At 59.8% G+C, this 12,056-nt stretch carries 15 protein-coding genes and 1 tRNA gene; 4 read left to right on the top strand and 12 right to left on the bottom strand.

What is annotated here, in order from left to right:
• Positions 1–33: 33 nt before the first annotated feature.
• Together WOB96_RS01140 and WOB96_RS01135 are read left to right on the top strand one after the other, a co-directional pair.
• Positions 34–303, top strand: a complete 270-nt coding sequence (locus WOB96_RS01140) for a CopG family ribbon-helix-helix protein (protein WP_341369424.1) — start codon at positions 34–36, stop codon at positions 301–303.
• The gene (locus WOB96_RS01135; RefSeq protein ID WP_341369423.1) at positions 303–578 is read left to right on the top strand and encodes a type II toxin-antitoxin system RelE/ParE family toxin; all 276 of its coding nucleotides are present in this window, start codon (positions 303–305) and stop codon (positions 576–578) included. Before WOB96_RS01140 ends, WOB96_RS01135 begins: the two co-directional genes overlap by 1 nt.
• A 33-nt stretch (positions 579–611) precedes the next feature.
• On the opposite strand, the gene leuA is transcribed toward WOB96_RS01135, so the two are convergent.
• The 4 genes from leuA to WOB96_RS01115 all read right to left on the bottom strand — a co-directional run bounded on the left by leuA (position 612) and on the right by WOB96_RS01115 (position 4,643).
• Positions 612–2,285: a 2-isopropylmalate synthase gene (gene leuA / locus WOB96_RS01130; RefSeq protein ID WP_341369422.1), complete on the bottom strand. Its 1,674-nt coding sequence runs from the start codon at positions 2,283–2,285 to the stop codon at positions 612–614.
• Positions 2,286–2,668: 383 nt separating this feature from the next.
• Positions 2,669–3,145: an RES family NAD+ phosphorylase gene (locus WOB96_RS01125; protein WP_341369421.1), complete on the bottom strand. Its 477-nt coding sequence runs from the start codon at positions 3,143–3,145 to the stop codon at positions 2,669–2,671.
• The gene (gene parS, locus WOB96_RS01120; protein WP_341369420.1) at positions 3,145–3,579 is read right to left on the bottom strand and encodes a type II RES/Xre toxin-antitoxin system antitoxin; all 435 of its coding nucleotides are present in this window, start codon (positions 3,577–3,579) and stop codon (positions 3,145–3,147) included. Before parS ends, WOB96_RS01125 begins: the two co-directional genes overlap by 1 nt.
• A 71-nt stretch (positions 3,580–3,650) precedes the next feature.
• Positions 3,651–4,643, bottom strand: a complete 993-nt coding sequence (locus tag WOB96_RS01115; protein ID WP_341369419.1) for a zinc-dependent alcohol dehydrogenase family protein — start codon at positions 4,641–4,643, stop codon at positions 3,651–3,653.
• A 98-nt stretch (positions 4,644–4,741) separates the two neighbouring features.
• Between WOB96_RS01115 and WOB96_RS01110 the strand changes: the two genes are divergently transcribed.
• Positions 4,742–5,593 (top strand): LysR family transcriptional regulator, encoded by an 852-nt coding sequence (locus WOB96_RS01110; RefSeq protein WP_341369418.1) that lies wholly within the window; start codon positions 4,742–4,744, stop codon positions 5,591–5,593.
• A gap of 61 nt (positions 5,594–5,654) precedes the next feature.
• Here the strand turns inward: WOB96_RS01110 and WOB96_RS01105 are convergent, their stop codons facing one another.
• A complete protein-coding gene (locus WOB96_RS01105; RefSeq protein ID WP_341369417.1) occupies positions 5,655–5,888 on the bottom strand; it encodes a BrnA antitoxin family protein in 234 nt (77 codons plus the stop codon).
• Between WOB96_RS01105 and WOB96_RS01100 the strand changes: the two genes are divergently transcribed.
• Positions 5,887–6,973 (top strand): IS3 family transposase gene (locus WOB96_RS01100; RefSeq protein ID WP_341369416.1). Its coding sequence is split into 2 segments (ribosomal slippage): positions 5,887–6,143 and positions 6,142–6,973, totalling 1,089 coding nucleotides; the frame shifts between segments, so codons are not numbered across the junction. The genes WOB96_RS01105 and WOB96_RS01100 overlap by 2 nt on opposite strands.
• 57 nt (positions 6,974–7,030) lie before the next feature.
• Here the strand turns inward: WOB96_RS01100 and WOB96_RS01095 are convergent.
• The 7 genes from WOB96_RS01095 to sppA form a co-directional block, all read right to left on the bottom strand.
• The gene (locus WOB96_RS01095) at positions 7,031–8,035 is read right to left on the bottom strand and encodes a tyrosine-type recombinase/integrase (protein ID WP_341369415.1); all 1,005 of its coding nucleotides are present in this window, start codon (positions 8,033–8,035) and stop codon (positions 7,031–7,033) included.
• A gap of 152 nt (positions 8,036–8,187) precedes the next feature.
• Positions 8,188–8,263: transfer RNA gene (locus WOB96_RS01090), tRNA-Asn, on the bottom strand.
• Between the two features lie 54 nt (positions 8,264–8,317).
• Positions 8,318–8,905: an orotate phosphoribosyltransferase gene (gene pyrE, locus WOB96_RS01085; protein WP_341369414.1), complete on the bottom strand. Its 588-nt coding sequence runs from the start codon at positions 8,903–8,905 to the stop codon at positions 8,318–8,320.
• Between the two features lie 21 nt (positions 8,906–8,926).
• Positions 8,927–9,622 carry an orotidine-5'-phosphate decarboxylase gene (gene pyrF, locus WOB96_RS01080; protein ID WP_341369413.1) on the bottom strand — a complete coding sequence of 232 codons (696 nt, stop codon included), beginning with the start codon at positions 9,620–9,622 and terminating at the stop codon, positions 8,927–8,929.
• A complete protein-coding gene (locus WOB96_RS01075) occupies positions 9,615–10,724 on the bottom strand; it encodes a tetratricopeptide repeat protein (protein WP_341369412.1) in 1,110 nt (369 codons plus the stop codon). Before WOB96_RS01075 ends, pyrF begins: the two co-directional genes overlap by 8 nt.
• Before the next feature lie 87 nt (positions 10,725–10,811).
• Complete coding sequence (locus tag WOB96_RS01070; protein WP_341369411.1) at positions 10,812–11,159, bottom strand: integration host factor subunit beta; 348 nt, start codon at positions 11,157–11,159, stop codon at positions 10,812–10,814.
• A gap of 24 nt (positions 11,160–11,183) precedes the next feature.
• Entirely contained in the window at positions 11,184–12,053 is an 870-nt protein-coding gene (sppA, locus tag WOB96_RS01065; RefSeq protein ID WP_341369410.1) for a signal peptide peptidase SppA, read from the bottom strand.
• Positions 12,054–12,056 lie beyond the last annotated feature (3 nt).

Below are 12,056 nucleotides of genomic sequence, written 5' to 3'. Positions count from 1 at the left end.
GATTAATATTTAATCATGACAATGAGGTGTGACATGCCACAGTCCGATACCAAGGTATTGACCGCACACGTTCCCTTGCCGCTGGCCGAACAGGTCGACCAGATGGCCGCTCGCCTGGAGAGATCGCGCGGCTGGATCATCAAGCAGGCACTGGCGGCCTGGCTCGAGCAGGAGGAAGAGCGCAACCGCTTGACCCGCGAGGCCCTGGCCGATGTGGATGCCGGCCAAGTTATCGACCACCAGGCCGTGCAGGCCTGGGCAGATAGTCTGGACACTGACAAACCGCTGCCACTGCCACGCTGATGGAATTGAAATGGACCAGCAAGGCACTTGCTGATCTGGCGCGCCTGCATGACTTTCTTGCGCCCGCCAACAAAGCCGCCGCCGTGCGCACCGTACAGGCGCTAGCCAAGGCGCCAACCACTCTGCTGACCAACCCACGCATTGGTGAGCAATTGTTCGAGTTCGCGCCGCGCGAGGTCAGGAGGATTCTCGTGGGGCGCTACGAAGTGCGTTACGAGATCCAGGGCGCTACGCTCTACGTGCTCCGACTTTGGCACACACGCGAGGACCGCTGACATGATTTGCCGCCGAACTTAGGTCGGCTTCGGTCATGTCTCTCGCATCTGCACGTTCCGGTTGAGCGCTGCCAGCAATGCCTGCAGCGAGGCACGAGTGATGCTCTGGTGCCGCCCCGCGCCGTAGCGCACCACACCTGCCGGGTCTTCCAGGGCCACATAGGCCATCGCCAGCGCGTCACTGCCCTTGCCGAGTGCGTGCTCCTGGTAGTCGCGAATGCAGTAGTCGGTTCGCGCATGCCGGTTCAGGGCCTGCAAGAATGCCGCCAAGGGCCCGCCCCCTTGCCCCGTTACCCTCTGCTCGATGCCATCAACGGAAATGACAGCCTCGATCAACGTGCCCGCCGCACGATCCGCTTGTTCCTGGAATTCCAGCAGTTCATAGGACTGCCGCCCGTTCAGATAGGTGTCCTGAAAGACGGCCCAGATCTCCTCCGCACTGAGCGACTTGCCGGTCGCGTCCGTAATCTGCTGAATGATCTGGCTGAACTCGGCCTGCAGCGCGCGCGGCAGTTTCACGCCATAGTCCCGCTCCAGCAGGTACGCGATGCCGCCCTTGCCGGACTGGCTGTTGACCCGAATGATGGCCTCATAACTGCGTCCGACATCCGCCGGGTCCAGAGGCAGGTAGGGGACTTCCCAGAAGCCGGCCGGATCCCGCGCCGCCAAGCCCTTGCGGATAGCATCCTGATGCGAACCGGAGAAGGCGGTATAGACCAGTTCGCCGGCATAGGGGTGGCGCGGATGCACCGGCAACTGATTGCAGTGCTCCGCGGTCGCCACCAGGGCATCGATATCGCGGATGTCCAGTCCCGACTCGATGCCCTGGGTGCGCAGGTTCAGCGCCAGCGTCACGAGACACACATTGCCGGTGCGCTCGCCATTGCCAAACAAGGTGCCCTCCACCCGGTCCGCGCCGGCCATGAGCGCAAGCTCGGCGGACGCCACCGCGGTTCCGCGGTCATTGTGGGGATGCACGCTCAGGATGACGCACTCGCGCTGGCGCAACTGCCGCCGGAACCACTCCACCTGGTCGGCAAAGACGTTGGGGGTAGCCACTTCCACGGTAGTAGGCAGGTTAAGAATAATCTTCCGGGCCGGCGTGGGCTGCCAGACATCCATCACCGCCTCGCAGATTTCCAGGGAAAAATCGAGCTCGGTGGACGAGAAGCTTTCAGGCGAATATTCCAGCACCCATTCCGTTTCCGGCTGCTCGGCGGCGAGCGATTTGATCAGGGCCGCACCGCGCACGGCGATGTCGACGACTCCGGCCCGATCCAGGCCAAACACGACACGCCGCTGCAACGGCGAGGTCGAGTTGTAGAGATGCACGATGGCCCGCCGGGCGCCGCGCAAGGCTTCCAGGGTGCGGCGGATCAAAGGCTCGCGTGCCTGAGTGAGCACCTGGATGGTGACATCACTGGGGATCCGGTCCTGCTCGATCAGGCCGCGCACGAAGTCGAACTCGGTCTGCGAGGCGGCTGGGAAACCGACTTCGATCTCCTTGAATCCCATCGCCACCAAGGTATCGAACATGCGCTGCTTGCGGGCGAGGTCCATGGGCTCGACCAGGGCCTGATTGCCGTCGCGCAGATCCACGCTGCACCACTGGGGCGCCTGGTCGATCACCCGTGATGGCCAGGTCCGATCGGGCAAGTGGATGGGTGGAAACGGCTGGTACTTCTGACTGGCTGGAACAATGGACATCTTGATTCTCCTGGACGCGTGCAAAGTGAAATGCGGCACGCAAGAGGCCACGGGGCGGCCGCGCACTAGGCCCGGTGGCCGATCGTTAGTCGCAGGAGATCAGATAGGAACGTGCGGATGCCGCGTTGCAGGAGATCAACAGCGCGAAAGGAATTTTCTGGAGCGGAAATTTGGGCTGGATTTGACATGAAACCCTCTGAACGCAAGCAACGACAACCGGGACTGATTCAGGCAGTCAGGCGAGGTAGTCGTAGCAGCAAGGCGCGTACAAAGGTCTGGGTATTCATGGTCTCAGTGTAGGTCGATCCAAAAACAGCGTCAAGAACTTTGGGTCCGGCGTGCACAGCCGCGCAAGCAGACTGGCTGCAGTCATCGCATAATGCTCAAATCTTGCCCGCTCTCCACAAGCGCGGATCATACCGGAACTCCTGCACTTCAACGCCACAGCGGATGCGTTGAAAATCCGCGTGGAGCGGGTTGAGCAGATAATTGAATTCCTGCGGGATCGGCACAGAGGGAACCGCCAGGACGGCGCTGCGACCTTGTGCGTTCCAGGCATCGCCCATTGCACGCAGATGTTCCAGACATTGATTGGTATGCCAATTCTCGGGCAGATCGCGTGACGTGATCTGTTCAATATGAAGATCATCAGGAATATCTGCGGCGGCAGCTAACATCTGATCCGGTATCAGATCAGTATCCAGGTGGACGAACAATTCCAGTGCGGCCAGAGAGAGATGGGCGGAGGTATAGACGACCGGAACGCCCCGGCTGTTCCAGCGCCCACCCGCGCGGCGGGCGCCCTCGCCGCTAAAGACGGATTGCCGATAGTCAGCGTGGCAGATCCGCCAGACGCGCATCAGCTATACACGCCAAAGTAAATTCGATCCAGTACGTCCTCCACCTCGCAGGTGCCCACATCGGTATCCAGCAAATCGATGGGGGCTTGGCCCTGCAGGGCGCGATTCGCCCGCCGCAACCAGAGGTGCGCCTTTTCTTGATTCGAGAACACCTTTTCCGCTTTGGCGGTGATACTCGCCAACCGAAACAGACGATTGGACTCATCAGGCTTGAGGCGATCCCGTTCATGCAGCCGAAACAGGGTGCGCCGAGAAATCCCTACGTGCCGGGATATTTCTTCCTTGCTCATGTCCAGGCGCAGGCGTACCGCCTCGACAGCTTCGACCGGCAACCCCAAACGCAACATTTCGATCGCATCCGCTGAAGCTTTGGGACTGTCATGCAGCACCTTGTAACCTCCCAGAATCTCGTGAATGGCCTGAAGCTCAGACATGGGGACCTCCTTGTCTCATCCGATGACCATGTTTCCACATGGCACATCATGCAGTGCCAGATGGCACCCCGTCAATCCCAGGCCAGCACGATCTTCCCGAGCGCCCCGCCCGACTCCAGCAGTGCATGGGCGGCGGCCACCTCGCTCATGTGGAATGCATGCGAATCGAGCACGGGCCGGAGCTTGCCCGTGTCCACCAGTTCAGCGAGCTGTCGCAGAATAACGCCATAGCGCGCCCGGTTCACCCCATGCAGCAGGGGAATGAGCATAAAGATCACTTCCAGCGAAAGGCCCTTGAGATGCACCGGCGAGAGATCAAAGCTCCCCAGAGCCAGCGTGGTCACCACCCTGCCATTGAGCCGCGCCGCCGCGAAGCTCCGAACCAGATTGCCGCCACCAACGGTATCAAACACCACGTCGAAACCCTGCCCGCCGGTCAAGCGCGCCACATAGCTTTCAACTGCTTCATCGCGATAAGCGATCACGCCATCCGCGCCGAGTTCCCGCACAAGCGCCTGCTTTTGCGGTGTGGATGCCGTGGCGTACACCCTCGCCCCCGCCACCCTGGCCAATTGCACGGCCATAAGCCCTACCCCACCTGCCCCGCCCTGCACCAGAATGCTGTCTCCGTCACCGACCCGTGCCCGCTCGAAGATGCCTTCCCAGGCGGTGATGCCCACCAGCGGCAGGGCCGCAGCCTCGCGCATGGACAAGGTCTTGGGCTTGGGCGCGAGTAGCGCGGCATCGGCCAGCATGTATTCCGCCAGTGCCCCGCCCGGTGTGCCCCGCACCCCGCCGGCGCAGCCATAGACCGCATCACCCACGGAAAACTCGCGCACATCCGGCGCCACGGCTTTGACGATCCCGGCCACATCTCCATGCAACACGGCCGGCAGCTCGGGTGCGAATTCAGGCCCCATGCCCCGGAGCAGGCAGTCCACCGGATTGACGCTGGTGGCCTTTACTTCGATCAGCACATGGCCGGGCTGCAGCACCGGCATGGGCAGTTCGGAGAGCTGGAACAAATCTGGATCGCCAAACGCATTGATGGTCATGGCCTGCATACATCCTCCAGGGTGAAGTGTGATCGATACCGGAGGATAGCGAGCCGTCCATTTATATGTAAAATATGGAATGCATATACAGTCTATAGGATCATGATATGGATACGCGCGCACTGCGCTATTTCGTTGCCATCCATGAGGCCGGGAGCATCTCGGCGGCATCCAGGCGTCTTTTCGTGGCGCAGCCCGCCCTCTCCAGTATGCTGGCGCAACTGGAGGACCAGCTTGGCACAATCCTCTTCGTACGGCACCGCAAGGGTGTCACTGTCACCGAAGACGGCCAGAAACTCTATGCACACGCACGCCGGATTCTAGGAGAACTCGGAGCGCTCGAGAACCTGTTCCAGACACCAGCCGAGACCGCGCCCTTGCACCTGGCCCTCATGCCGGCACTGAGCGCGGCGCGTGTGGGAGAATTCCTGAAGCAGCTTCTGGTGAACCAGCCGCAGCTCAAACTTCGGCTGGCGGAACTGGGGGAAGAGGCCGAGGCGCGGCTTGTGGCCGAGCGGTTGCGGCGCACGGACGAGAACTTCGTGCCGCTATGGGAGGAGCGCTATGTGCTGGCTCTGCCCCATGGTCATGCGCTGACGCTGAAACCGGCTATCAGACTGCAGGACCTGCATGGTCTGCCGCTGATCGAGCGTTGCCAATGTGAGCTGCACGACGAGGTTGCCAGCGCCCTAGCCCGTTATCGGGTAGAGCCCGAGATCGTCGCCCGCGCCCAGCATGAGGAATGGGCCCTGGCCCTGGTGGCGGCCGGGGTTGGCGTGGCCTTGCTGCCCGAGGGCAGTGTGCAGCATCACCCGGACATCACGACACGGCCGCTCGAAGGCTTGCGCCTGAGCCGCCGGGTAGGACTGGCCTATGATCCGGGCACGCCACCATCCTTTGGGTTACAGGCGGCGCTGGATACGTGCCGTAATCACGCCAAGATGCAGGCTGCAGGCTAGGACGCCTTGCAATCGTGGATCAGAACGCGACTCACCAATCCCGAGAGCATAGCAGTGGGTCTCATCCCTGGCTCTGGGGTGGATGCGTCCGCATCCACTCGCGCAAGGCTTCATCCATCCGGGTCTGCCAGCCAGGACCACTGGCGCGGAAATAACTCAATACTTCCGGAGACAGACGGATGGTAATCCGCTCCTTGGTCACTTCAGCCCGTGGCCTGCGGTAATCCCCCCGGAGATAGGCGGTTTTCGTAAGTAGAATTTTCTCATAGACTGAAGACCTGAGGAGATTCTGCATGAAGAAGTCCCGCTACACCGACAGCCAGATACTGGCCATTTTGAAGCAGGCGGAGGCTGGCACCCCGGTTCCGACCCTATGCCGTGAGCACGGCATGAGCAGTGCCACCTTTTACAAGTGGCGCGCCCGGTACGGCGGCATGGATGCATCGCTGATGGCGCGGCTCAAGGAACTGGAGGACGAGAACCGACGACTGAAGAAGATGTATGCCGAAGAACGATTGAAGGCCGAGATCGTCACCGAGGCCCTGGCAAAAAATGGTAAGGCCCTCTCAACGCCGTGAGGGGGCCGTCCAGGCAGTCCAGAGCAAGGGCATCAGCGTGCGGTTGGCCTGCCAGGCCTTTCGCATCAGCGAGACCTGCTATCGCTATCAGCCCAAGCTGTCACACGAGAACGCCGAGATTGCCGATTGGCTGATCCGGCTGACCCACAACCAGCGTAACTGGGGCTTTGGCTTGTGCTTTCTGTACCTGCGCAACGTGAAGGGATTTGGCTGGAACCATAAGCGGGTATACCGCATTTATCGGGAGCTCGCGCTGAACCTGCGGATCAAGCCCAGGCAGCGCTTGCAGCGGGAGAAGCCCGAGCCCTTGGCAGTGCCCAAGTCCATCAATCAAGTCTGGTCGATGGACTTCATGCACGATCAGCTGGCGGATGGCCGCGCGTTCCGGCTGTTCAATGTCCTGGATGACTATAACCGCGAAGGGCTGACGATCGAAGTCGACTTCTCGCTGCCCTCGGCACGCGTCATCCGGGCCCTCGATCAACTGATTGCCTGGCGTGGAAAGCCCCTGGTGATCCGCTGTGACAATGGTCCCGAATACATCAGCCAGCTGCTGACCGATTGGGCCAAGGCTCAGGGTATTGCCATTACCCATATCCAGCCCGGCAAGCCGCAACAGAACGCCTATGTCGAGCGCTACAACCGCACCGTGCGCCATGACTGGTTGAACCAGCATCTGTTCGATACCATTGCACAAGTCCAGGACTTCGCCACTCGATGGCTCTGGACCTACAACCACGAACGCCCAAACATGGCCCTCGGCGGCATCACCCCGAAACAGAAGTTGGCCTTCGTGGCATAACCTCTACTTGCGCGGACCCCTAAAAAGGGGAGGATTACCTGAGCAGTTGTGGGATTCCTACGCAGCAACCCGAGGGCGGCCGGCCAACCTCTCTACCAGCCGATCAGCGCGCAAATGCGTGTAGCGGGCCAGCATTTGTAGCGTGCGATGGCCCGTAATCAGCCTGATTTCCATTACATCGAGGTCCGTATCCTCGAACAGTCTGCTCGCCCCTTCGTGTCTGAGGTCGTGAAACGTCAGCCCTTGCACCCCGGATCGAGCGCAAGCCCGCCGCCACGCAATGGTGATGGCATTCGAACTCATACCAAATACCAGACCATCCCTTTCTTGGCTAGCACTAGGCAATAAGCTGAGCGCCTCGGCAGCGATTGGGCTCAATGGCACCGTGCGCCCATCACCATTCTTAGTCTTTGTCAGCCGAGCCGTGCAGCGACGCAAATCCACATCCGCCCACCTCAGACCAGCTATCTCCCCCCGCCTCATGGCGGTGGCAACCGCAAAGACAGCCATGCAGGAAAGCGTCATATCTGCCACAGCCATGATGGCACCCAGCTCGCCGGGCCGGACCCGCCTCTCTCGGCCCGCAGGGACGCGGGGCTTTCTGATACTCGCCACAGGATTCGGCAAACCTTCCATTCCCCACTCGCGGGATGCCGTCACGTAGACATTGGAGATCAACGCCAGATCCAGCCTGATCGTGTTCGGGCCTGCGCCACCACTGGCCCGCCAGTCGCGGAAAGCGGCCATGTCCGCGCCCCTGATGGCCCCGAGAGCCTTTCTGGCTATGGGGAACGTCTGTAGCTGGCGCACCCGGTTCAGCTCGCGTTGGCGCTGCCCCTTGGCCGGCACCACCTCACGCCCATATCTTTCCAGAGCCTCGGCGAGCGTGATGATCTGGGCTTCACGCAAATCCACATAGATACCCCGGTCCATCGATCGTTCGATTTCCCGAGACCATGCTTCTGCGTCACGCTTTGTGTCAAAGGTGGCGGACTGCGAAGGAAACCCGGCCCTGCGCACCTGCGCACGCCAGCCGGTTCCACGTTTCTGTATGCTGGCCATATAATTCCCTTTCCGTTAGGACCCGCAGCGCGATTTAGGCGCAACAGATGAAAACGGCAGAGAGATCCTGCTCAGCGTTGTTTGTAGTGTGCCAATTTGTGCCAGACAACAAAAAACGGCTTAGCCGAAATGCGCTAAACCGTTGTTTTATATGGCTCCCCGGGACGGGCTCGAACCGCCGACCTAGTGATTAACAGTCACCCGCTCTACCGACTGAGCTACCGGGGAAAGTAGGCGTATTCTACTTGGATGACCCTTGACGGTCAAGGCAATGGCACCCTCTTATTTCAGGCCGCGGCTCCCGGGTTTCACCGGCGTGCTGCCTTTGGCACACAAGGGGCAAGCATCCGCCTCCCAGGTCTGGACCGAGAGACGAATCAGAGGATGAAATGGGATCTCAGCAAAATCGGCTGCACCGCCACTGCGGTCCACCAGTGAAGCCACTGCAATCACATGGCCTCCGGCTGCCTCGATACCGCGAATACACTCCCGCGTCGAGCCTCCGGTGGTAATGACGTCCTCCACGACCAGTACCTTTTCCCCGGGACGCAGCGTAAATCCGCGGCGCAGCACCATCTGTCCTTCCTGCCGTTCGGTGAACAGGCTGCGGACGCCCAGAGCCCGCGCGCTTTCGTAGGAGACGAGCACGGCGCCCATGGCAGGTCCCACCACGACGTCGATGGCTTGACGGAGATCATCCGGCAGCCGCTCCACCATCGCCCTGCACAGGGTGGCAGCATGCTCGGGATGCTGCAACAAAAGTGCTGTTTGCAGGTAGCGATCGCTGTGCAGCCCGGATGACAGCAGAAAGTGCCCCTCCAGCAGGGCACCCTGCTGGCGGTACAAGTCAAGATAGATATTCTGGTTCAAAGTTTGGTCCTGTACTTGAAACTACGTTGTGCCAATCTCAGCAAGAATCGACTCCACCGCCCGCTGTGGATCGGCAGCACGGGTGATTGGCCGGCCGATGACAAGATAGTTCGCTCCACGCCTGATGGCATCGGCAGGCGTACTGATACGTTGCTGATCATCAGTGGCGGCGCCGGCAGGGCGAATCCCGGGCGTCACCAGTTTAAAATCTTTGGGCAATTCCGCACGCAGCGCAAGAAGCTCCTGTGGGGATGCCACTACACCATCCAGTCCTGCCTGCTGCACCAGCTTTGCCAGGCGCAGCACTTGCATCTGGGGACTGTCCATCACACCGGTTGCGGTCAGCTGTTCCCGATCCATGCTGGTCAGCACGGTGACCCCGATGAGCAAGGGCCGATGCTGAGCCTGCTCGAGCTTCGCGCGCACCACCTCCAGCATCAGCGGCCCGCCGCTGGCATGGACGTTGACCATCCAGACACCAAGCCGGGCAGCGGCGAGACAGGCCTGCGCCGTAGTGTTGGGAATGTCATGGAACTTGAGGTCGAGAAAAACCTCGAAGCCCAGTTTCTGCAAGGCTTCGACGATGCCAGGCCCACTCGCGGTAAAAAGCTCCTTGCCTACCTTGACCCGGCATTTCGTGGCATCCAGCTTCCTGACCAGCACCAGCGCATCTTCCGGGCCCGAAAAATCCAGGGCGACGATCAGCGGGCTAAGCATGGATCAATTCTCCCTGAGAGCGCATGGTATCCCAGTGGCGGCAACCCGGACATTTCCAGTAATGGGTGGGGCTGCGATAACCACATTGACAGCACTGATAAACGACACCCTGCTCGGGCAGGAGATCCACAAAGTCCTCGATGTCCTGGCAACCACCGTGCGCACCGCCCGCCTGTGCCCGTGATTGCCGATATATCCTGAGTACCGACTTGAGATCCTCTGCTGAAGCTCCAGTGTGTTGAGCCTGCTGATACAGGTAGTTGATGGCCTGCTCAAGTCCGACCTGACGGGCGATCCACTCCGCGATTCGCGGGCTGAGATGCCGAGGCAGTTGGCTACAAATCAGTTGCAAGCGAATTTCCCGCTGCAGCTCAGGGTTGTCCAGACGATCCACGGCCATCAGGAAATCATCAAGAACGAGGCCAAACGATTCAGGGCGTGATTCCAGCAGGGCACGCCAGATCGCAAGGGCCTGTTCGGTATGGCCGGCCGAAAACGCCAGTCTGCCCGCCAGCAGGGTTCCCCTGCTGCTGTCAGGGTCACTGTCATACGCCAACCGCAAAGCACGGCTGGCATCCTGCAAATTCTGTTGCTGCAGATATGACTCGGCCAGCTCACAATATAGAATGGCAATCACTGATTTTTCTTCGGCAAGGCCAAGATCAACCAGTCTCTGGCGGATTTGAATGGCTTTCACCCAGTCCTGCTGCAGTTCGAACAACTCGGCAAGGGCATGCAAGGCGGTCAGTTCATCGGGCTTGTTCTGCAAGACGGCTTGAAATGCTTGCTCAGCCCGATCGAGCAGACCTGCCTTGAGATAGTCCTGCGCCAGTTCCAGCAAGGCCTGTTGTTTCTGAGGGGCGTCTCCTGCATGCCTGAGCAGGTTCTCGTGCACCCTGATGGCATGCTCGAACTCCCCGCGCTTGCGAAAGACGCGTCCAAGCGAAAGATGCGTTTCCGCCATCTCGGGATGGGTTTCCAGCAAGGGCAGCAAGGCTTCAACAGCATCATTGCCCCGCTCGTTGAGCAGGAGATTGACCCCTTCGAGATAGGCCATGGAAAAATCCGCAGGATCACCCGGCCCTGCGGAGATGGATTTCATGAGTGTCCAGCGATGGCCGAGATAAAAACCGAGGCCGCTGGCGAAAAGGATCAGGATCCAGAAGGATATTTCCACGAGGAAGCTGGCCTAACCCTTGCCCGTACCAGCCTTAAGTGGGCTGCTGTCGGGCATTTCCATCAGGGTGCAACTTGATCCGGTAAAGTCCACCTGCTCCCGAAGTTCCTTCCCGGCCTTGAAGTGCGGCACATGTTTCTGCGCCACCTGTACGGCCATCCCGGTTTTTGGGTTGCGACCCTGTTTTGGTGGCCGGGTATGTACCGCAAAGCTGCCAAAGCCACGAATCTCGATCCGCTCTCCCCGGCTCAGTGCTTCGCACATATGATCCAGGATCAGCTTCACCGCAATCTCGACATCTTTTTGACTCAGATGGTTGAGTGTCTGCGTAATTCGATCAATCAATTCAGATTTCGTCATAGGGCAATTCATTACTGCTGCAAGTTAATAAAGATATGCGCGCGGACCAGCCGCGGCAATCATGCCAACAAACAGCCGCTCCTGTGCTTCGCCAAACACCTTGAAAAGACGTGTACCCGGGCTTTCCATTTCCCGGAACTCCATATCCTCGGGCAATTTCAGGCGCGCTCTCAGCCATTCCCGCGCCGCACGCTCATCCCCTATTTCATCCACCAGCCCCAGCGACTTGGCCTCACGCCCGGTAAATACACGCCCATCTGCAAGCGCAGAAACTTTCTCGAAGGGCATTCCACGCGATTGCGCCACGAGCGAGACGAACTGATTGCGAAGATCCATGACAATCCTGTTGAGGTATTGACGGTCCTGTTCCGTCATGGGCCGGAAAGGGGAGCCGGCATCCTTATAGCTCCCTGACTTGATCACTTGCGGGATGACACCAATCTTGTCCAGCAGGGGGGAGACATTCGCCGACTGCATGATGACGCCAATGGAACCGGTCAGCGTGGAATCATGCGCAAAGATGCGGTTTGCAGCGCATGCCACCATATATCCACCGGAAGCCCCGATGGTTTCCATGGAGACAACCACGGGTTTCTTCGCACGGATGCGGGTCAGGGCATGGTGAATGGATTCGGAAGGAACTACCGCCCCTCCCGGAGAATCCACGATCACCAGCAATCCTTTTGCGGAGTCGTCTTCCTCTACCGTCTTCAACTGCTCCAACACACTGTCTGCATCAAGGATCGGGCCTGTCACCTTTACCTTGGCCACATAGGGGGCAAACCCCATGCCACCGGAAGTGACCGACTGCCAGACGCCAATCAGTCCCGAGAACAATAAAAAGAAAAGCACACCGAGTGCGCTGATTTTTAACCAGTTGCGTCTTTTTGACACAAA

Origin of the sequence: Thermithiobacillus plumbiphilus (assembly GCF_038070005.1) — a bacterium.
GTDB lineage: Bacteria > Pseudomonadota > Gammaproteobacteria > Acidithiobacillales > Thermithiobacillaceae > JBBPCO01.
This window is presented reverse-complemented; position numbering and strand designations above follow the sequence as displayed.